This window comes from Pseudomonas gessardii, from assembly GCF_001983165.1.
Taxonomy (GTDB): domain Bacteria; phylum Pseudomonadota; class Gammaproteobacteria; order Pseudomonadales; family Pseudomonadaceae; genus Aquipseudomonas; species Aquipseudomonas gessardii.
The window spans coordinates 47,447-67,747 of the sequence record NZ_MNPU01000016.1; the positions used below are offsets into that span (position 1 = coordinate 47,447).

General features: G+C 63.2%; 21 protein-coding genes, 1 pseudogene and 1 riboswitch. Of the genes and pseudogenes, 18 read left to right on the forward strand and 4 right to left on the reverse strand.

The genetic code is table 11. The features are described 5' to 3' along the window. Positions 1–6: 6 nt before the first annotated feature. Together purN and purM are read right to left on the reverse strand one after the other, a co-directional pair. Positions 7–657 (reverse strand): phosphoribosylglycinamide formyltransferase, encoded by a 651-nt coding sequence (gene purN, locus BLL38_RS13320; protein WP_076963009.1) that lies wholly within the window; start codon positions 655–657, stop codon positions 7–9. After that, positions 657–1,715: a phosphoribosylformylglycinamidine cyclo-ligase gene (purM, locus tag BLL38_RS13325; protein ID WP_076963010.1), complete on the reverse strand. Its 1,059-nt coding sequence runs from the start codon at positions 1,713–1,715 to the stop codon at positions 657–659. The genes purN and purM overlap by 1 nt, the downstream gene beginning before the upstream one ends. A gap of 358 nt (positions 1,716–2,073) precedes the next feature. On the opposite strand from purM, the gene BLL38_RS13330 reads away from it, so the two are divergent. From BLL38_RS13330 to BLL38_RS13350, 5 genes are all read left to right on the forward strand, one after another. After that, complete coding sequence (locus BLL38_RS13330; protein WP_076963011.1) at positions 2,074–3,132, forward strand: DUF2066 domain-containing protein; 1,059 nt, start codon at positions 2,074–2,076, stop codon at positions 3,130–3,132. Between the two features lie 43 nt (positions 3,133–3,175). Further along, positions 3,176–4,249 carry an AI-2E family transporter gene (locus tag BLL38_RS13335; RefSeq protein ID WP_076963012.1) on the forward strand — a complete coding sequence of 358 codons (1,074 nt, stop codon included), beginning with the start codon at positions 3,176–3,178 and terminating at the stop codon, positions 4,247–4,249. A 215-nt stretch (positions 4,250–4,464) separates the two neighbouring features. Then, complete coding sequence (gene hda / locus BLL38_RS13340) at positions 4,465–5,169, forward strand: DnaA regulatory inactivator Hda (RefSeq protein ID WP_029292403.1); 705 nt, start codon at positions 4,465–4,467, stop codon at positions 5,167–5,169. Positions 5,170–5,382: 213 nt separating this feature from the next. After that, complete coding sequence (locus BLL38_RS13345) at positions 5,383–6,018, forward strand: C40 family peptidase (RefSeq protein ID WP_076963013.1); 636 nt, start codon at positions 5,383–5,385, stop codon at positions 6,016–6,018. Positions 6,019–6,162: 144 nt separating this feature from the next. Beyond that, on the forward strand, positions 6,163–6,702 hold the full coding sequence (locus tag BLL38_RS13350; protein ID WP_076963014.1) for a C40 family peptidase: 540 nt from the start codon (positions 6,163–6,165) through the stop codon (positions 6,700–6,702). A 137-nt stretch (positions 6,703–6,839) separates the two neighbouring features. Here the strand turns inward: BLL38_RS13350 and BLL38_RS13355 are convergent. Beyond that, positions 6,840–7,169, reverse strand: a pseudogene (locus BLL38_RS13355) (sorbosone dehydrogenase family protein); the annotation flags it as partial. Positions 7,170–7,284: 115 nt separating this feature from the next. Beyond that, a riboswitch (cobalamin riboswitch) is annotated at positions 7,285–7,532 on the forward strand. 79 nt (positions 7,533–7,611) lie between these two features. Between BLL38_RS13355 and cobO the strand changes: the two are divergent. The 13 genes from cobO to BLL38_RS13420 all read left to right on the forward strand — a co-directional run bounded on the left by cobO (position 7,612) and on the right by BLL38_RS13420 (position 18,862). After that, a complete protein-coding gene (gene cobO, locus BLL38_RS13360; protein WP_076963015.1) occupies positions 7,612–8,223 on the forward strand; it encodes a cob(I)yrinic acid a,c-diamide adenosyltransferase in 612 nt (203 codons plus the stop codon). Next, positions 8,220–9,584: a cobyrinic acid a,c-diamide synthase CobB gene (locus BLL38_RS13365; RefSeq protein WP_076963016.1), complete on the forward strand. Its 1,365-nt coding sequence runs from the start codon at positions 8,220–8,222 to the stop codon at positions 9,582–9,584. The genes cobO and BLL38_RS13365 overlap by 4 nt, the downstream gene beginning before the upstream one ends. Continuing rightward, positions 9,581–10,231 (forward strand): 5,6-dimethylbenzimidazole synthase, encoded by a 651-nt coding sequence (gene bluB / locus BLL38_RS13370; protein WP_076963017.1) that lies wholly within the window; start codon positions 9,581–9,583, stop codon positions 10,229–10,231. Before BLL38_RS13365 ends, bluB begins: the two co-directional genes overlap by 4 nt. Then, entirely contained in the window at positions 10,228–11,136 is a 909-nt protein-coding gene (gene cbiB / locus BLL38_RS13375; RefSeq protein WP_076963018.1) for an adenosylcobinamide-phosphate synthase CbiB, read from the forward strand. The genes bluB and cbiB overlap by 4 nt, the downstream gene beginning before the upstream one ends. Continuing rightward, positions 11,129–12,118: a threonine-phosphate decarboxylase CobD gene (gene cobD / locus BLL38_RS13380; RefSeq protein ID WP_076963019.1), complete on the forward strand. Its 990-nt coding sequence runs from the start codon at positions 11,129–11,131 to the stop codon at positions 12,116–12,118. Before cbiB ends, cobD begins: the two co-directional genes overlap by 8 nt. After that, the gene (locus BLL38_RS13385; protein ID WP_076963020.1) at positions 12,115–13,566 is read left to right on the forward strand and encodes a cobyric acid synthase; all 1,452 of its coding nucleotides are present in this window, start codon (positions 12,115–12,117) and stop codon (positions 13,564–13,566) included. The genes cobD and BLL38_RS13385 overlap by 4 nt, the downstream gene beginning before the upstream one ends. 10 nt (positions 13,567–13,576) lie before the next feature. Continuing rightward, a complete protein-coding gene (cobU, locus tag BLL38_RS13390) occupies positions 13,577–14,098 on the forward strand; it encodes a bifunctional adenosylcobinamide kinase/adenosylcobinamide-phosphate guanylyltransferase (protein WP_076963021.1) in 522 nt (173 codons plus the stop codon). Further along, positions 14,095–15,150: a nicotinate-nucleotide--dimethylbenzimidazole phosphoribosyltransferase gene (gene cobT, locus BLL38_RS13395; RefSeq protein WP_076963022.1), complete on the forward strand. Its 1,056-nt coding sequence runs from the start codon at positions 14,095–14,097 to the stop codon at positions 15,148–15,150. Before cobU ends, cobT begins: the two co-directional genes overlap by 4 nt. Further along, the gene (gene cobC, locus BLL38_RS13400; RefSeq protein ID WP_076963023.1) at positions 15,147–15,722 is read left to right on the forward strand and encodes an alpha-ribazole phosphatase family protein; all 576 of its coding nucleotides are present in this window, start codon (positions 15,147–15,149) and stop codon (positions 15,720–15,722) included. Before cobT ends, cobC begins: the two co-directional genes overlap by 4 nt. Further along, a complete protein-coding gene (locus tag BLL38_RS13405; RefSeq protein ID WP_076963024.1) occupies positions 15,723–16,451 on the forward strand; it encodes an adenosylcobinamide-GDP ribazoletransferase in 729 nt (242 codons plus the stop codon). 42 nt (positions 16,452–16,493) lie between these two features. Then, positions 16,494–16,898: a MarR family winged helix-turn-helix transcriptional regulator gene (locus BLL38_RS13410; protein WP_076963025.1), complete on the forward strand. Its 405-nt coding sequence runs from the start codon at positions 16,494–16,496 to the stop codon at positions 16,896–16,898. Between the two features lie 62 nt (positions 16,899–16,960). Then, positions 16,961–18,160, forward strand: coding sequence for an MFS transporter (locus BLL38_RS13415; RefSeq protein WP_162493904.1), 1,200 nt, complete (start codon positions 16,961–16,963; stop codon positions 18,158–18,160). Positions 18,161–18,310: 150 nt separating this feature from the next. Beyond that, entirely contained in the window at positions 18,311–18,862 is a 552-nt protein-coding gene (locus BLL38_RS13420) for a glutathione peroxidase (protein WP_076963027.1), read from the forward strand. Positions 18,863–18,927: 65 nt separating this feature from the next. Here BLL38_RS13420 and BLL38_RS13425 read toward each other — a convergent pair whose 3' ends face one another. After that, complete coding sequence (locus tag BLL38_RS13425) at positions 18,928–20,202, reverse strand: OmpP1/FadL family transporter (RefSeq protein ID WP_076963028.1); 1,275 nt, start codon at positions 20,200–20,202, stop codon at positions 18,928–18,930. Positions 20,203–20,301 lie beyond the last annotated feature (99 nt).

Sequence of the window (20,301 nt, forward strand, 5' to 3'; positions counted from 1 at the left end):
AATCTCCTAGGTACGAATCAAGTGGCCGCTGGCCGCAAGTAACTGGCCGTCCAACACTGCACCCTGGTCACCGAGAACCAAGCGTCCTTCGGCAAACCAGCGAACCGCCAGCGGGTAAATCCTGTGTTCCTGGGTGTGAACCCGTTGCGCAAGGCTCTGCGCTGAGTCCGTAGACTCTACCGGAACTACTGCCTGTACGACCAGAGGCCCGCCATCGAGTTCCTCGGTAACAAAGTGCACGCTGCAGCCGTGCTCCGTATCGCCGGCCTCCAGGGCCCGTTGGTGGGTGTGTAACCCTTTGTATTTGGGCAGTAGGGAAGGGTGGATATTCAGCAGGCGCCCCTGGTAATGGCGTACGAAATCAGCGCTGAGAATGCGCATGAAACCGGCGAGGACCACGAGTTTGGGATTGAAGGCGTCGATCAGTTCGATCAAGGCTGCATCGAAGGCCTCGCGACCGTCGAACGCCTTGTGATCCAGGGCGCGGGTATCGATACCCGCGTCCTGGGCACGTTGCAGGCCGTAGGCGTCGCTGCGGTTGGAAATCACCGCAGCGATGCGCACCGGGCTGTCGCCGGCGCGCGTGCTGTCGATCAGGGCCTGCAAGTTACTGCCGGTGCCGGAGAGCAGCACCACCACATCACAGGTTGCGGGCATCAGTGAGCCTTGAGGTTCTTCAGTTCAACCTGGGCCGCACCTTCGGCAGCCGTGGCGATCTGGCCGATCACCCAGGGCTGTTCGCCGGCTTCACGCAGTACATTCAGCGCGGTTTCCACGTGCTCTTGAGCCACGCAGATGACCATGCCCACGCCGCAGTTCAGCACGCGGTGCATTTCGGTCTCGTTGACGTTGCCTTTCTCTTGCAGCCAGTCGAAGACCGCCGGGCGCTGCCAGCTGGCCACGTCGACGATGGCCTGGGCGCCTTTTGGCAGCACGCGCGGGATATTGTCCAGCAGGCCGCCACCGGTGATGTGGGCCATGGCCTTGACTGTGCCAGTGTCCTTGATCAGCTTGAGCAACGGCTTGACGTAGATGCGGGTCGGGGCCATCAGCAGGTCGGTCAAAGGCTTGCCGTCGAGCTGGGTGTTCTCGATGTCGGCACCGGACACTTCGATAATCTTGCGGATCAGCGAGTAGCCGTTGGAATGCGGGCCGGACGATGGCAGGGCCAGCAGGGCGTCACCGGCCGCTACCTTGGAGCCGTCGATGATCTCGGCTTTTTCCACGACGCCGACGCAGAAGCCCGCCAGGTCGTAGTCTTCGCCTTCGTACATGCCCGGCATTTCAGCGGTTTCGCCGCCGACCAGGGAGCAACCCGACAGTTCGCAGCCAGCGCCGATACCGGTGACCACTTGTGCAGCGGTCTCCACGTTCAGCTTGCCGGTGGCGTAGTAGTCGAGGAAGAACAGCGGCTCGGCGCCGCACACCACCAGGTCGTTGACGCACATGGCGACCAGGTCGATACCGATGGTGTCGTGCTTGTTCAGGTTCAGCGCCAGGCGCAGCTTGGTGCCCACACCGTCGGTGCCGGAGACCAGCACAGGCTGCTTGTAGCCGGCCGGGATCTCGCAGAGGGCGCCGAAACCGCCCAGGCCGCCCATGACTTCGGGGCGCGCAGTGCGCTTGGCGACGCTCTTGATGCGTTCGACCAATGCTTCACCGGCGTCGATGTCTACACCGGCGTCCTTGTAGCTCAGGGAGGGTTGCTTGCTCATGATCCAGGCCTTTAGGGGGGGATTCAGGGGTAACGACCGATGCGGTGGGGGTACGGAAGTCGAATACTTCAGGACGCCCAGCCGTTGACGGTCTGCGAAGGCGCGCGATTTTATCAGGCTTGAGGGGCAGCGGCCATCCTCGGGCCGACGGGCAGGGGCATATGCTGCTAAAAAAACCTTAATCGGCGCCGCGATCGCCTGTATTAAGGTATAGCCTTTAACCCGCTATCGTTATGACAGTACGAAAACTTACCGGGGCCTTGTGAATGTTTTGCCGGTCGCTGTGGTCACAGCCTTGCCTAACCTTCTTCACGCGGTCTGTTCCAGCCGCTTTTTTGTCGTTCGGGAATCTTTTTTCATGGGTCTGAGTAGATACTTTTTGGTCGGCTGTTTGTCGTGTATCAGCCTGGCGAGTCATGCCGAAACCCTCAATGGTCTCTATCAAGTGCTGGAGCCGGTCAGCAACCAGGCGCCGGAGGAGCGCGCGCAAGCCACCCAGCGCGCCCTGGAAACCCTGGTGATCCGCCTCACCGGCGATGCCAAGGCCGCCCAGGGCCCTGGCCTGGCGGCGATCCGCAAGGATCCGCAACAGATCATCAGCCAATACGGCTACGACGCCGGCCCACCGGAAAGCCTGCAAGTGGATTTCGACCCGGTCAGCACCGACCGCGCCCTGCGCGATGCCGGCCTGGCGCTGTGGGGCAGCAATCGGCCGTCGATCCTTGGCTGGTGGCTGAGCGATTCCACCGAAGGCAGCAGCCTGGTCGGTGATGGCCAGGCCGCCGCCGAGCCGCTGCGCCGTGCGGCCCAGCATCGTGGCTTGCCGTTGCGCCTGCCGCTGGGCGACCTCGATGAACAGATCGTTGCCACCGGCCCTAATCTTGAAAGTGCAGATCCCGCGCCCCTGCGTTCGGCCTCCGAGCGTTATGGCGCCGATGCCCTGCTGGCGGTGCATGCCCGTGAAGACGCGGGCCAATGGCAAGCCAAATGGCGCCTGTGGCTGGGGGACAAGGCCGAGCAGGGCACCGCACAGGGCGCCGACCCCGCCGCGTTGGCCGATGCCGTCTTGCTGGCGGTCAGTGAGCGTCTGGCGCCCCGTTTTGCCGTAAAAGCCGGGGTGTCCAGCGAGCAGTTGCTGCAAGTGCAGGGCATGACCCTGGAGCGCTACGCCGCCCTTGGTCATTTGCTGGAGCCGTTTGGCGCGCAGTTGCAGCGGGTGGATGGCGATCGGATCGTCTATCGGGTTAATGGCAGCAGCGAGCAGTTGCGCAGCCAGTTGAGCCTGGCCAGGTTGCAGGAAGTGCCGGCCGGTGAAGCGCTTGCGCCACAACCTGTGCCGCCGCCCGTGGCCGAAGGCGCATCACCTGCGCCTGTGCCGCCGGCTGAGCCCGAGCCGCAACTGCGTTTCCGTTGGTAAATGTTCTTCCTTATATAGAAGCAAATAACAGATGGAGTGGTTTATGGCGGATACGCGTCGTTGGGTGTGGCTTGGCGGGATTGTCCTGCTGTGCGTCTTTGTGTTCTTGCTGCATTCGATCCTGACGCCGTTCCTGGTCGCCTTGCTGCTGGCCTATCTGTTCGATCCGGTGGTGGATCGCCTGGAAAAGGCCGGGCTGTCGCGCACCTGGGGGGTGGTGGCGGTGTTTGCGCTGTTTACCCTGATCGTCATGGCGCTGTTGCTGGTGCTGGTGCCGATGCTGGCCAAGCAAATGTTTCGCCTGTACGAACTGGCGCCGCAGATGCTCGATTGGCTGCAACACACGGCCATGCCATGGGCACAGTCCAAGCTCGGCCTGGCCGATGGCTTCTGGAAGTTCGACAAGGTCAAGGCCGCGATCAGCGAGCACATGGGCCAGACCACCGATATCGTCGGGGTGATCCTCAGCCAGGCCACGGCCTCCAGCCTGGCGCTGATCGGCTGGCTGACCAACCTGGTGTTGATCCCGGTGGTGGCGTTCTACCTGCTGCGTGACTGGGACATCATGATGGCCAAGATCCGCAGCCTGCTGCCCCGTGAGAGCGAGGAGCGCATTGTGTCCCTGGCCGAGGAGTGCCATGAGGTGCTGGGCGCCTTTGTTCGCGGGCAATTGCTGGTGATGGTGGCGTTGGGGATTATCTATGCCGGCGGGCTAATGGCGATTGGCCTGGAGCTGGGCCTGTTGATCGGCATGATTGCCGGCCTGGCGGCGATTGTGCCGTACATGGGCTTTGTCATCGGGATTGGCGCGGCGCTGGTGGCCGGCCTGTTCCAGTTTGGCGGCGACCTGTACCCGATGCTGGGGATTGTCGCGGTGTTCATGGTCGGCCAGGCCCTGGAAGGCATGGTGCTGACGCCGTTGCTGGTGGGCGACCGCATCGGCCTGCATCCGGTGGCCGTGATCTTTGCGATCCTGGCCGGCGGCGAGTTGTTCGGCTTTACCGGGATCCTGCTGGCGCTGCCGGTCGCGGCGGTGATCATGGTGCTGGTGCGCCATGTGCATGATGTGTACAAGGATTCGGACGTCTATACGGGCGCCGATGACCCCCAGCCGTAAGGCTCATCACAAACCCGGCTCAAGGCCGGGTTTGTTGCCTGTGGGGCTTGGCATTTAGCCATCGCGTCAAACAATCTCCAAAAAATCCAATGAGTTAACGCAAACCTTTGATTTTGCTTGTGGTCTGTTGCATTGTGCGCCCGGCGTCACGGGTATAAACTTTGCAAACTTTTCACAGAGGCCACTAACGGTTCGATTGGAACCGTTCAGTCAGCATGAAACCGATTCAGCTGCCCCTAGGTGTGCGTCTGCGTGACGATGCCACCTTCATCAATTACTACCCAGGCGCCAATGCCGCTGCACTCGGCTATGTCGAGCGGCTCTGCGAAGCCGACGCCGGGTGGACGGAAAGCCTGATCTACCTCTGGGGCAAGGACGGCGTGGGGCGCACCCACCTGTTGCAGGCCGCCTGCCTGCGCTTTGAGCAGTTGGGCGAGCCGGCGGTGTACCTACCGTTGGCCGAGCTGCTGGACCGCGGCATCGGTATCCTCGACAACCTTGAGCAATACGAACTGGTGTGCCTGGATGACCTGCAAGCGGTCGCCGGCCGGGCGGACTGGGAAGAAGCGCTGTTCCATCTGTTCAACCGCTTGCGCGACAGTGGCCGGCGCCTGTTGATTGCCGCCTCCACTTCGCCTCGGGAATTGCCGGTCAAGCTGGCCGACCTCAAGTCGCGGCTGACCCTGGCGCTGATCTTCCAGATGCGCCCCTTGTCCGATGAAGACAAATTGCGGGCCTTGCAGCTGCGCGCCTCGCGCCGTGGCCTGCACCTGACCGATGAAGTCGGGCATTTTATCCTCACCCGTGGCACCCGCAGCATGAGTGCGTTGTTCGACTTGCTCGAACAGCTCGACCAGGCCTCCTTGCAGGCCCAGCGCAAGCTCACCATCCCCTTCCTCAAAGAAACCCTCGGCTGGTAGCCAGCCCTTTGAAACCGGGGCTCCTGGCAAATTCCAGGCGCCAGAAAACCTGCGTTTGGGCCGCTCTGGCCACGCAAAAGGGTCTAAATGGGGATTAAGGGCTTAGATGACATAGGTCAAACAAGAAGTCACATAGATCACGATTGAATTTGCAAATCGATGTGATAGAGGGCATAGTCTCGGCTTCTTTACCTATCAGCCACGGTCGTGCCCATGCTAAATCGCTTCGCACCCCTCGTGCCTCTCGCACTCGTTACCCTGTTGTTTGGTTGCGCCACCCACCCTCAACAAGTGGCAGAGCAGCAAAAACCACAACCACAACAACAGCACCAGGCCAAATTCGTTGCAACGCAGTCTTCTTCTGTTTACGAGGAAGAGCTCGCAACCGAGAAGGAACTGGCCGAATTCTCCGATAGCAAGCCTTATCAGCTGCCTTTGCTGGCCGACAGCATTCTTGAGCGCGGCATGTCCTTGATCGGGACCCGCTACCGTTTCGGCGGTACCTCTGAAGCCGGCTTCGACTGCAGTGGTTTTATCGGTTACCTGTTTCGTGAAGAAGCCGGCATGAACCTGCCGCGCTCCACCCGCGAAATGATCAACGTGAATGCACCGTTGGTCGCACGAAACAACCTCAAGCCCGGCGATCTGCTTTTCTTCAGTACCAATGGCCGTGGCCGCGTCAGCCACGCCGGTATCTACCTGGGCGATGACCAGTTCATCCACTCCAGCAGCCGCCGCAGCGGCGGGGTGCGGGTCGATAAGCTGGGCGACAGCTATTGGAGCAAAACCTTCATCGAAGCCAAACGCGCTTTGGCGATGGCCCCGACTACCGTTACCGCTCGCAAGTAAAGTTAAAGTGATACTTGAAGTTTGACGCGTAAGCGCTAGAATCCTGAGATATTGTTGCGAACCTGACCGCGCAAGCTTGCTTGCGCGGTCTAGTTTTCAGCGTTCGGCAGCGAAAGCCGCATCCAGATCAGGATTGTTCTGCCCATGTCGACCTCGGCCCGCCTAATTCTTGTTGTTTGCGCCGCACTGCTCAGTGCCTGCGCCAGCCGTCCTGCACCCGCGCCTGTGGCGGCCAAGCCCAAGCCGGTCTTCAACTACGCCACCCAGAATTTTTCGCCTGCTGCCGAAGACGTGCTGTTTCGCGCCCTGGGCCTGGTCGGCACGCCTTACCGCTGGGGCGGCAATACCCCGGACTCCGGGTTTGATTGCAGTGGCCTGATTGGTTTTGTCTACCGCGATGCCGCTGGCATCTCCCTACCGCGCACCACCCGCGAGCTGATCGTGATGCGGGCCCAGGACGTGCGTGAAGATGCGCTGCAGACCGGCGACCTGCTGTTCTTCGCCACGGGTGGCGGTTCGCAGGTCAGCCATGCCGGCATTTATGTGGGGGAAGGGCGCTTTGTCCATGCCCCGCAAACCGGCGGTACGGTGAAGCTGGATACCTTGTCCAAGGCCTATTGGCAGAATGCCTACCTGAGTGCCAAGCGCGTGTTGCCGGCCGAGCACCTGGCGCGTAACCCCTAAGACCTGTACCGATCAAAAAATGTGGGAGCGGGCTTGCTCGCGATAGCGGTGTATCAGGTATCAGATGTGCAAACTGACCCACCGCTATCGCGAGCAAGCCCGCTCCCACATTGGTTTTGTGGTGTTGTTGGGTCCGGTTATTGGGCCGAAGACACCCGCCACACCTTATTCCCCACATCGTCCGCCACCAGCAACCCGCCTTGCTGGTCGATCACCACGCCCACCGGCCGGCCCATGGCTTTCTGGTCACTGTTGAGAAACCCGGTCAGCACATCCACCGGTTGCCCCTTCGGCTTGCCGCCCTCGAACGGCACAAAGATCACCTTGTAACCACTGTGTGGCTTGCGATTCCACGAGCCGTGTTGGCCAATAAACGCCCCCTGGGCAAATTGCGCCGGCAGCGTGTTGCCTTCAGCGAAGGTCAGGCCCAGCGATGCGGTGTGCGGCCCTACGGCATAGTCCGGCGCATCGGGTCTTGTGCATGTTTTTATCCTCAAAGCCTGTAGCCATAGAGGCCTGGCGCGTGGCGATGGTTCAAGTGTATGGCCGGCTTTAATTGACGCTGTACCCCCAACCCACTAACCTTCGCCGCTTGTTTCAGGTGCTCGGTGACGTACGCGTCGACCGAGTGAAACAGGGAAGCCGGTGAGTGCGCGCACTTTTCTACAGTGCGGCCACGATCCCGGCGCTGCCCCCGCAACGGTAAATGAGTCAAGACGCTGCTTTTGCCACTGTATCGCCCGCGATATGGGAAGGTGCATCGTCGGTTTGCCCTGGTCAACAGGGCACCCCTCATGAGCCCGGAGACCGGCCTGATCCATCCAACAGCATCACGGTGGGCGATGCTTGGCTTCATGTTGTTGTCTTTTCCTGCCCGCCGTTTTTGTCCAGCCCCAACGGAGAGCTGCCATGACTGATTCCCCTGATCGTGACGAACGCCACCTGGCGCGCATGCTGCGTAAAAAAGCGGTGATTGACGAGCGCATTGCCAATTCACCGAATGAATGCGGTTTGCTGCTGGTATTGACCGGCAATGGCAAAGGCAAGAGCAGCTCGGCGTTTGGCATGCTGGCCCGGGCCATGGGGCACGGTATGCAATGCGGCGTCGTGCAATTTATCAAGGGCCGTAACAGCACCGGTGAGGAGCTGTTCTTCCGGCGCTTCCCCGAGCAGGTACGCTTTCATGTGATGGGCGAGGGCTTTACCTGGGAAACCCAGGACCGCCAGCGCGATATCGCCGCCGCCGAAGCGGCCTGGCAAGTCTCCCGGGAAATGTTGCAGGACCCGTCCATCGGCCTGGTGGTGCTCGATGAGCTGAACATCGCGCTCAAGCACGGCTATCTTGACCTGGACCAGGTGCTTGGCGACCTGCAAGCCCGCCCACCGATGCAGCACGTGCTGGTCACCGGGCGTGGCGCCAAGCCGGAGCTGATGGAAATGGCCGATACCGTCACCGAAATGGGCATGCTCAAGCACGCGTTCCAGGCCGGTATCAAGGCACAGAAAGGCATCGAACTTTGAACCCGCCGCGCCATTGCCCTGCCGTGCTGATCGCCGCGCCGGCGTCAGGCCAGGGCAAGACCACCGTCACCGCCGCCCTGGCCCGCTTGCACCGCAACCTGGGGCGCAAGGTCCGGGTGTTCAAGTGCGGCCCGGACTTTCTCGACCCGATGATCCATGAGCGCGCCAGCGGTGCGCCGGTCTATCAATTGGACATGTGGATGGTCGGCGAGCAGGAAAGTCGCCGCCTGCTGTGGGAAGCCGCGGGGGAGGCGGACCTGATCCTGATCGAGGGCGTGATGGGCCTGTTCGACGGCACCCCCTCCAGCGCCGACCTGGCCCGCCATTTTGGCGTGCCCGTGCTGGCGGTGATCGACGGCACCGCCATGGCCCAGACCTTCGGCGCCCTGGCGCTGGGGCTGGCGCGTTACCAGGCGGACCTGCCGTTCGCCGGGGTCTTGGCCAACCGCGTCGGCACCGTGCGCCATGCGCAGTTGCTCGAAGGCAGCCTGACCGAAGGCCTGCGCTGGTACGGCGCGCTGTCCCGGGAAACCGGCATTGAGTTACCCAGCCGCCACCTGGGCCTGGTGCAGGCCAGCGAGTTGAATGACCTGGACCTGCGCCTGGATGCCGCCGCTGCCGCCCTGGCCAGCAGTTGCGAGGTAGCGCTGCCACCGCCGGTGGCATTCGCCGCGCCCGAGGTAATCGAGGCCCAGCCCTTGCTGGCCGGGGTGCGGATTGCCGTAGCCCGTGACGAAGCCTTTGCCTTCACCTACGGCGCCAGCCTCGACTTGTTGCGGGCGATGGGCGCGCAGTTGCACTTCTTCTCGCCGATCCATGACCGCGTGTTGCCCGATGCCCACAGCCTTTATCTGCCCGGGGGCTACCCGGAGCTGCATCACCAGGCGCTGTCGCAAAACACCGCGATGCTGCAGGCGATCCGCGCCCATCACGCTGCCGGCAAACCGTTGCTGGCCGAATGCGGGGGCATGCTCTACCTGCTCGACTCCTTGACCGATGTCGAGGGCTCCCGCGCCGAACTACTGGGCCTGCTGCAAGGCGATGCGGTCATGCAGAAACGCCTGGCGGCCCTGGCCCTGCAAACGGTCGAGCTGCCAGAAGGCGTGCTGCGCGGCCATACCTATCATCACTCCCTGACCAGCACGCAGTGGCAGCCGATTGCCCGTGGCCTGAGCCCCAATGGCGGGCGTGGCGCCGAGGCGGTGTATCGCCAGGGGCGGATGACGGCCTCCTATGTGCACTTTTATTTCCCGTCGAACCCGGTTGCAGTGGCCGCGTTGTTTGCGCCAGACCGGCAAGCCGTTATCGCAGACCACCACGGTGCAAATGTGGGAGCGGGCTTGCCCGCGATAGGGCCATGACCGACCACGCCTACCCCCAGGCCGAGCGCGACGCGATCTACCGCGCCATCGCCGAACGTCGTGACATGCGCCACTTCAGCGGCGGCACCGTCGCCCCGGAGCTGCTGCAGCGCCTGCTGCAAGCCGCGCACCAGGCCCCCAGCGTCGGCCTGATGCAGCCCTGGCGCTTTATCCGCATCAGCGACCGCAACCTGCGCGGGCAGATCCAGCAGTTGGTGGAAGCCGAACGCATCCGCACCGCGCAAGCCCTGGGCGAGCGCTCGGACGATTTCATGAGGCTCAAGGTCGAAGGCATCCACGACTGCGCCGAGGTGCTGGTGGCGGCGTTGATGGATGACCGCGAGCGGCATATTTTCGGGCGCCGGACCTTGCCGGAAATGGACCTGGCCTCGCTGTCCTGCGCGATCCAGAATCTATGGCTGGCGTCCCGCGCCGAAGGCCTGGGCCTGGGCTGGGTGTCGTTGTTCGAGCCCCGGGACCTGGCCGACCTGCTGGGCCTGCCGCCCGGCGCCAAGCCCCTGGCCGTGCTGTGCCTGGGCCCGGTGACCGAGTTCTACCCGGCACCGATGTTGCAACTCGAAGGCTGGACCCAACCGCGTCCGCTGAGTGACATGCTGTATGAAAATTATTGGGGAGTGAGTCAATGAGTGTGGCCTTGCTGAGTGTCGCTGCAGTGGCGCTGGATGCGCTGCTGGGCGAGCCCAGGCGCTGGCATCCGCTGGTGGCGTTCGGCAATTTTGCCGGGCGCATCGAGCAACGTTTCAACTCCGCAGGGCGCGGCTGGCGCAGCCATGGCGTGACCGCGTGGTTTATCTGCGTGATACCCCTGACCTTGCTGGCCACGGCCTTGTCCTGGGCGCCTTATTTCGGCTGGGTGATCGAGATCCTCGCGTTGTACCTGGCCCTGGGTATGCGCAGCCTGGGTGAGCATGTGTTGCCGGTGGCCCGGGCCCTGCGCAGTGGTGACCTGGACGAGGCGCGCACGCGCGTCAGTTACCTGGTCAGCCGCGAAACCCGTGAACTGGACAGCACTGAAGTGGCGCGGGCCGCCACCGAATCGGTGCTGGAAAACGGCAGCGACGCGGTGTTCGCCGCGCTGTTCTGGTTTGTCGTGGCCGGCGTGCCGGGCGTGGTGCTGTACCGCCTGAGCAATACCCTGGATGCCATGTGGGGCTATCGCAACGAACGCTTTGAACGCTTTGGCTGGGCGGCGGCGAAGATTGACGACGTACTCAATTACATCCCCGCCCGCCTGGTCGCCTTGACCTACGCTGTGCTGGGCAAGACACGCCTGGCACTCACCTGCTGGCGCCGCCAGGGCCCGACCTGGGACAGCCCGAATGCCGGGCCGGTGATGGCCGCAGGTGCGGGCGCCCTGGGTGTCGAGCTGGGCGGGGCGGCGATTTATCACGGTGAGTTGCACCAGCGTCCACCCCTCGGCGAAGGGCCCGTGGCCGATGCCGATTCCATCGAGCGTGGCTGGCAACTGGTGCAGCGCGGCGTGTGGTTGTGGGTGTTGATCCTGTGTGCGGGGGCGCAATTTTATGCTTGAACACGGTGGACGGCTGCGCAAGGCGGCGATGCGGTACGGCATCGCCCAGGAAGACTGGCTGGACCTGTCCAGTGGCCTCGCGCCCTGGCCCTGGCCCATCCCGCCCATCCCACTACGGGCCTGGGCACGTCTGCCCGAGACCGATGACGGCCTGGAGCAGGCGGCCTGCCACTACTACGGCGCAGCCCAGGTATTGCCGGTGCCGGGATCCCAGGCGGCCATCCAGTTGCTGCCGCGCCTGCGCCGCACGGGCAAGGTCGGCGTGTTGTCGCCATGCTATGCCGAGCATGCCGAAGCCTGGCGCCGCGCCGGTTATATCGTGCGTGAAGTGCTGGAGCAGGAAGTCGACTTCTTCCTCGACAGCCTCGACGTGCTGGTGGTGGTCAACCCCAACAACCCCACCGGCCTGAGCCTTGCGCCCCAGCGCCTGCTGGATTGGCATGCGCGGCTGGCCCAGCGCGGTGGCTGGCTGGTGGTGGATGAAGCCTTTATGGACAACACCCCGCAGTTGAGCCTGGCGAGCCAGAGCCATCAGGTGGGGTTGATTGTGTTGCGTTCGTTCGGCAAGTTTTTTGGCTTGGCCGGGGTTCGCCTGGGCTTTGTGCTGGCCGAACGCAAACTGCTCAAGCTGCTGGCTGAACAGGTCGGGCCATGGGCGGTCAGTGGGCCGACGCGGGTGTTGGGGCAGGCCTGCCTGAAAGACCCTGCTGGCCATACACAGCAACGCCGGCGCTGTGATCAGGCCAGCCAGCGCCTGTTCGGGCTGCTGGAGCACTACGGCCTGCGCCCGCAAGGCGGTTGCGCGCTGTTCCAGTGGCTGATCACCGAGCGCGCTGAGCAGCTACATGAGTTCATGGCCCAGCGCGGCATCCTGTTGCGCCTGTTTGCCCACGACAGCAGCCTGCGCTTTGGCCTGCCCGGGACGGACGCCGATTGGGCGCGCTTTGAACAAGCGCTGATTGCCTGGAAGCAAGCCTCATGACCACCCTGATGGTGCAAGGCACCACCTCTGACGCGGGCAAAAGCACCCTGGTGACCGCGCTATGCCGTTGGGTCGTGCGCCAGGGCGTGCCGGTGGTGCCGTTCAAGCCGCAGAACATGGCGCTCAACAGCGCAGTCACGGCCGAAGGTGGCGAGATCGGCCGCGCCCAGGCCGTGCAGGCCCAGGCCGCCAACCTGGCGCCGCACACCGATATGAACCCGGTGCTGCTCAAGCCCAACAGTGACACCGGCTCCCAGGTCATCATCCATGGCCACGCCGTGACCAGCATGAATGCCGTGGCCTATCACGACTACAAGGCCATCGCCATGCAGGCGGTACTGGCGTCCCACGGGCGCTTGAGCGCGGCCTACCCGGTGGTGATGGTCGAAGGCGCAGGCTCGCCGGCCGAGATCAACCTGCGGGCCAATGACATCGCCAACATGGGGTTTGCCGAAGCGGTGGATTGCCCGGTGCTGCTGATCGCCGATATCAATCGCGGCGGGGTGTTCGCCCATCTGGTGGGTACGTTGGAGTTGCTGTCGCCGTCGGAACAAGCGCGGGTCAAGGGTTTTATCATCAATCGCTTCCGTGGCGATATCGCCCTGCTGCAACCGGGCCTCGACTGGCTTGAGGCACGCACCGGCAAACCGGTGGTGGGCGTGTTGCCTTACGTGATGGACCTGCACCTGGAAGCCGAGGATGGCATCGACCAGCGCCAGATCGACAAGGCGGCGCAGGTGCTCAAAGTGGTGGTGCCGGTGTTGCCACGCATCAGCAACCACACCGACTTCGACCCGCTGCGCCTGCATCCCCAGGTGGATTTGCAGTTTGTCGGCCCGGGCCAGGCAATCCCCGCCGCCGACCTGATCATCCTGCCCGGTTCAAAAAGCGTGCGCAGCGACCTGGCCTACCTGCGCGCCAATGGCTGGGACACTGCCATTGCCCGGCACCTGCGTTACGGCGGCAAGGTGCTGGGCATCTGCGGCGGCCTGCAAATGCTGGGCGAGCAGGTCCACGACCCGCTGGGCCTGGAAGGCATGCCGGGTTCCAGTGCTGGCCTGGGCCTGCTGGCCTTGAGCACCACCCTGGAGGCCGAGAAACAATTGCGCAATGTGCGGGGCCGCTTGGCGTTGGAAGAGGCACCGGTCAGCGGTTATGAGATCCATGCGGGCGTGACCCGAGGTGCCGCCCTGGAGCAGCCAGCGGTGCGTCTGGATGATGGCCGCAGCGACGGTGCTTGTAGCGATGACGGGCAGATCCTCGGCACTTATCTGCATGGCCTGTTCGAGACGCCCGCCGCCTGCAGCGCCTTGTTGCGCTGGGCCGGTTTGCAGGAGGTGCAGGACGTCGATTACCACGGCCTGCGCGAGCGCGATATCGAGCGCTTGGCGGATTTGGTGGAGCAGCATTTGGATACCCGGTTGCTGCGCCAGTTATGTGGGATTTGAGGGCTTGACCATGTTGCAATTGATCCTCGGCGGCGCCCGCTCCGGTAAAAGCCGCCTGGCGGAAAAACTCGCCAGCGACAGCGCCATGCCCGTCACCTATATCGCCACCAGCCAGCCCCAGGATGGTGAAATGAACGCGCGCGTGGCCCTGCATCGCCAGCGTCGCCCACGTGAGTGGGGGCTGGTCGAGGAGCCGCTGGAACTGGCGCGGGTTCTGCGTGAAAACGCCGCCCCTGGGCATTGCCTGCTGGTCGATTGCCTGACCCTGTGGCTTACCAACCTGCTGATGCTGGACGACCCGCAGCGCCTGGGGGGCGAGCGCGAACACTTGCTGGACTGCCTGGCGTCGCTGCCGGGGGAAATCATTTTTGTCAGCAACGAGACCGGACTGGGTGTCGTACCGCTGGGCGAATTGACTCGCCGCTATGTGGATGAAGCCGGTTGGCTGCATCAAGCCCTGGCCGAGCGCTGTCAGCGTGTTGTGCTGACTGTTGCGGGCCTGCCCCTGACTTTGAAAGGTACTGCGTTATGAGCCCATCCTGGTGGCTGGACCCGTGCAAGGCGCTGGACGCCGCGGCCTATGAACAAGCCCTGGCCCGCCAGCAGCAACTGACCAAGCCCGCCGGGTCCCTGGGGCAACTGGAGGCGCTGGCGGTGCAACTGGCCGGCTTGCAGGGCCGGCTCAAGCCGACGGTCGAGCAGGTGTGGATCGCTATCTTTGCCGGCGATCACGGCGTGGTCGCCGAAGGGGTCTCGGCCTATCCCCAGGAAGTCACCGCGCAGATGCTGCACAACTTTGTCAGCGGCGGTGCGGCGATCAGCGTGCTGGCCCGGCAACTGGATGCACAACTGGAAGTGGTGGACCTGGGCACCGTGACCCCAGCGCTCGACCTGCCGGGCGTGCGTCACCTGAATATCGCCCCGGGCACGGCCAATTTCGTGCTGGGCGCGGCCATGACCGAGGCCCAGGGCCGGCTGGCCCTGGCGGCGGGACGTGCCAGTGTGCAGCGCGCACTCAACGCCGGTGCGCAGTTGTTTATTGGCGGCGAGATGGGCATCGGCAATACCACCGCCGCCAGTGCGCTGGCCTGTGCCTTGCTCGATTGCCCGGTCAGCGACCTGACCGGTCCCGGCACCGGCCTGAATGCCCAGGGCGTGAGCCATAAAGTGGCGGTGATCGAGCGCGCCCTGGCAGTGCATGCTGGGCAGCGCGGCGACCCGTTGCAGACCTTGTTCAATCTTGGTGGCCTGGAGATTGCCGGGTTGGTGGGGGCGTATCTGGCCTGCGCCCAGGCGGGGGTGGTGGTGCTGGTCGACGGGTTTATCTGCACCGTCGCGGCCCTGGTTGCCACGCGCCTCAATCCGTCGTGCCGGCCTTGGCTGTTGTTTGGCCACCGGGGCGCCGAGCCGGGCCATCGCCATGTGTTGCAAAGCCTTGGCGCCGAGCCGCTGCTGGAACTGGGCCTGCGCCTGGGCGAGGGCAGTGGCGCGGCGCTGGCAGTGCCCCTGTTGCGCCTGGCCTGTGCGTTGCACGGGCAGATGGCCACGTTCGCAGAAGCCGCCGTGGCGGATCGCCCGGCATGACCTTGCACCTGGACCTGCTGCGCCATGGCGAAACCGAACTGGGCGGCGGCTTGCGCGGCAGCCTGGATGATGCGCTGACGGCCAAGGGTTGGGCGCAGATGCGCGAGGCCGTGCGGGAGCACGGGCCGTGGGATCGCCTGGTCAGCTCACCGCTGCAACGCTGTGCACGTTTCGCTGAAGAGTTGGGCGCACGCCTGAACCTGCCGGTGAGCCTGGAACAGGCTCTACAGGAGCTGCATTTCGGCGCTTGGGAAGGGCAGAGTGCGGCGCAGTTGATGGAAACCGATGCCGAGGCATTGGGCCTGTTCTGGGCCGATCCCTATCGCTTTACTCCACCGGATGGCGAGCCTGTCGCGGCGTTTTCCCAGCGCGTACGCGGTGCAGTCCTACGCTTGCATCAACTGTATGCCGGTCAACGGGTGCTGTTGATCAGTCATGGTGGCGTCATGCGTTTACTGCTGGCCGAGGCCCGTGGCTTGCCCCGTGAACAGTTGCTGAATGTCGAGGTGGGCCACGGCGGCTTGTTCAGCCTGCGGGTCGAGGCCGATGGTGTGTTGAGCGAGGGCGCCTGAATGCTGCCGTTCTGGATTGCCCTGCAGTTTCTCAGCAGCCTGCCGATTCGCTTGCCAGGCATGCCGCAACCCCAGGAACTGGGGCGCTCGCTGCTGTTTTATCCGCTGGTGGGGTTGTTGTTCGGCCTGCTGCTATGGGGCCTGAACACGCTGTTGATGGGCGCACCGTTGCTGTTGCACGCGGCCCTGCTGCTGACGGCCTGGGTGTTGCTCAGCGGTGGCCTGCACCTGGATGGCCTGGCGGACAGCGCTGACGCCTGGCTGGGTGGCTTTGGCGACCGCGAACGCACCCTGAGCATCATGAAGGACCCGCGCAGCGGCCCGATTGCCGTGGTCACCCTGGGCTTGGTGCTGCTGCTCAAATTCAGCGCCCTGGTGGCCCTGATTGAGCAACACAATGGCGCCGCATTGATCCTCGCGCCGTTGATCGGTCGCAGCTCGCTGCTGGCACTGTTTCTCACCACCCGTTACGTGCGCACCGGGGGCCTGGGCCAGGCGCTGGCTGACCATTTGCCACGGATTGTCGGGCAGCAGGTGCTGATCCTCAGTGGCCTGGCGTGTGTGTTGATCGGCGGTTTCAGCGGCGGGATTGCGGTGTTGCTGGCGGCCATCTGCTTTGTGGGCTTGCGGCAGGTGATGATCAATCGACTGGGCGGCACCACCGGTGACACGGCCGGCGCCTTGTTGGAACTGCTGGAAGTGGCGGTGTTGATTGGCCTGGTTCTGTAACACTTTCTTGCATTTCCTTAATCGCGGGTATATACACGCTCCATGCTTGCCTCCCAATGTTTATGTATCAACCTGCGTCGTGCCGCCCGTGGCGTCAGCAGGCACTATGACGGCGCCCTCGATGGCTTCGGGATCAACGTCGCCCAGTATTCCTTGCTGTGTAACCTGCAGCGTCTGAATCAACCGAGCATTTCCAGCCTGGCCGATGCCATGGGCCTGGACCGCAGCACCCTGGGGCGTAACCTGCGGGTGCTGGAGGGTGAAGGCCTGGTGCGCTGGGTCGAGGGCAATGACCTGCGCAATCGCCTGGTGGTGCTCACGGAAGAAGGCAAACAGCGCCTGGCGGCTGCGTTGCCGGCCTGGGAAGCGGCGCAGCAGAAACTGATCGATAAGTTGGGCGTGCAAAAACGCGAAACCCTGTTGGCCTTGCTGGACGAACTCGCTTAAACGCGGGCTTGTTCGACTACAAGCGGGTATATACCCGCAAGCGGAGAATAATAATGACCTCGATGTGGCGTACCAGTGGCTGGATTCTTGTCGGAAGTGCGCTGATCCTGGCCCTTTCCCTGGGCGTGCGGCATGGCTTTGGCCTGTTCCTGGCGCCGATGAGCGCCGAGTTCGGCTGGGGGCGTGAAACCTTTGCCTTTGCCATCGCCCTGCAAAACCTGATCTGGGGCCTGGCACAGCCGTTTACCGGGGCCCTGGCCGACCGCTTTGGTGCGGCCAAAGTGGTGATGATCGGCGGCGTGCTGTATGCCTTGGGCCTGGTGTTCATGGGCTTGTCGGATTCGGCGTGGTCGTTGTCCCTGAGTGCTGGTTTGCTGATCGGTATCGGCCTGTCGGGCACCTCGTTTTCGGTGATCCTCGGCGTGGTCGGGCGTGCCGTGGCCCCGGAAAAACGCAGCATGGCCATGGGCATTGCCAGTGCCGCCGGCTCTTTCGGCCAGTTCGCCATGTTGCCGGGCACCCTGGGCCTGATTGGCTGGCTGGGCTGGTCCGCCGCCTTGCTGGTGCTGGGCCTGCTGGTGGCGCTGATCGTGCCGCTGGTGACGATGATCAAGGATCGCCCGCTGCCGGTCATGGCCGGCCAGCAAACCCTGCGCGAAGCCTTGCAGGAAGCCTGTTCCCATTCCGGCTTCTGGTTGCTGGCCTTCGGTTTTTTTGTCTGCGGGTTCCAGGTGGTGTTTATCGGCGTGCACCTGCCGGCGTACCTGGTGGATCAGCATCTGCCGGCGACTGTCGGCACCACGGTGCTGGCGCTGATCGGCCTGTTCAATATCGTCGGCACCTACACCGCCGGCTGGCTCGGCGGGCGGATGTCCAAGCCACGCTTGCTCACCGCGTTGTACCTGTTGCGGGCGGTGGTGATCGTGTTGTTCCTGTGGGCGCCGGTGACGCAGATGAGCGCCTATCTGTTTGGCATGGCCATGGGCTTTTTGTGGCTGTCGACCGTGCCCCTGACCAACGGTACGGTGGCGACCTTGTTTGGCGTGAGAAACCTGTCGATGCTGGGTGGGATCGTGTTCCTGTTCCATCAGTTAGGCTCGTTCCTCGGCGGTTGGCTGGGGGGCGTGGTCTATGATCGAACCGGCAACTACGATTTGATCTGGCAGGTGGCGATTGTCTTGAGCCTGCTCGCAGCCGCCCTTAACTGGCCCGTGCGTGAGCGGCCGGTGGCCAGGTTGCAGGCGCAGATGGGGGTCGCATGAACTCAATCGGGTACTGGTTAGGCGCCGCCGGCCTGTTGGCGCTGTTGCTACTGGCCTGGTGGGGCTGGCAGCGCAGCGGGCTGGCGTTGATGCAACTGGGTATGGCGATCTGTTAAGTTGCTTGCCTGACTTTGCCCAAGGACATCCGACATGTTGATGCGCTGGCTCGCAGTACCCGCCCTGGCGGTGGCTTTTGGCGGTGTGGCCATGGCCGCCGATTGCCCGCCGTTGCTCGAAGGCCAATTGCCGAAGTTGCGCGCCAAGGAATCCATCGCGCTGTGCCAGCGGTTTGCCGGCAAGCCCCTGGTGATCGTCAACACCGCCAGTTTTTGTGGGTTCGCTCCGCAGTTCAAGGGCCTGGAGGCGCTGTATCAGCGTTACAAGGGCGACGGCCTGGAAGTGATTGGCGTGCCTTCCGACGACTTCAAGCAGGAAGCCAAGACGGGCGAGGAGACGGCCAAGGTCTGCTATGTGAACTACGGCGTGACCTTCACCATGACCGAGCCACAGAAGGTCAGGGGGGCGGATGCCGTGCACCTGTTCAAGGTCCTGGCCGAGCAGAGCAATGCGCCGAAGTGGAATTTCTACAAGTACGTGGTGGATCGCCAGGGCCGGGTGATCGCCAGCTTCTCCAGCCTGACCAAGCCTGACAGCCCGGAGCTGATCAAGGCTGTGGAGCAGGCGCTGGCTTCCAAGCCCTGATTGGCGGCCACTAAAAAGCCCCGCCTCCTGTGCAGGAGAGCGGGGCTTTTTTATACGGCGTTGGATCAGAACTTGTACGTCATGCCCAGGCCAAAACCGTTGGCGCTGTTTTTGTACTTGGCGTTGTAGCTTGCCAGAGCGTTGGAGCGGTTGACGCTGACTTCTTCTTCCTTGAGGTAGGAGTAGGCCAGGTCGATGGTCATGTTATCCATGACGGCGTAGCCCAGGCCAACACTGAAGATGGTCCGGTCGCCGGTAGGAATACGCGGCGAACGATCCGTGTTGTTGGTGGGCGACTGGTCGAAGGTCAAGCCGGTACGCAGCACAACCTGCTTGGTCAGCTGGTACGAGGTGCCCACGGCATAGGCCCAGGTATCGTGCCAGTTCTGCTCTTCCTTGATGGTGCCCACCAAGCCGGGTGCCAGGCCGCCACCGGCGCTTGTCACGCCTTTGTTGTCGACGGTGATGTCTTTCAGACGGCTCCAGCGCGTCCAGGTTGCACCGGCATACAGCTTCCAGGCGTCGTTCATGTCCTGGGTCACCGACAGGTCCCAGGATTCAGGCGTGTCGATTTTCAGCGATGCATCATAGCGCCCGGTAGCCAGGGCACCGGAGGTCGCCGCAGGCGCGTTGACTTCGGTGTGGCCTTCCAGCTTGTACTTGACCTTCGAGTGGTAGGTCAGGCCCACACGGGTGGTGTCGGTTGCCTGGACCAGCACGCCGGCGTTGAAGCCAATGGCGGTATCGTCGCCCTTGATCTTGATCCGGGTGTCAGGCGCGGCAGGGTTCAGTGTCAGCTCTGATTCCAGGGTGCCGGCAATGCGGTTGAAGGTTGGACCAAAACCGATGGAAACCCGGTCGTTGAAGGCGTAGCTGACCGTTGGCTGGAACGTGATGACCTGCACTTCGCTTTTGCTGCCGAAGCCGCGGCCCTGATATTTGCTCTCGTAGTCGGTAATCAGGCCGAACGGTGCATACACACCGAAGCCGACAGCCCACTGGTCATTGAGTTTGTTGGTGTAGAAGCCGAACGGTACCGCCGTGAAGGGGACCATGTCGCCTTTGTTGGTGCCGCGGGAGCGACCGCTGACATCTTTGATATCGGTGGAGGCATCAATCACTGCAACACCGCCAGTGACTTGCTGGCCTTCAAGGCGAGCCATACCGGCAGGGTTGCCAAAAACAGTGCTTGCATCATCGGCAGAAGAGGAACGGCCCGCGAAACCGGTACCCATCCCGCTGACGCTTTGTTCGTTGAGGGCAAAGCCGCTTGCGAACAGTTGGGAAGAGGCCATGGCAACGGCGAGGCTAAGTGTGGTCTTGAGCATTACTTTTTTCATTATTAGAACTCCGTGGTGATCACCGCTGCGGAAAGTAACAATAAAATTCACTTAGCGCTATAGGCTGTAATGTAGGAGATAGAGCTGTTTTGTAGGACA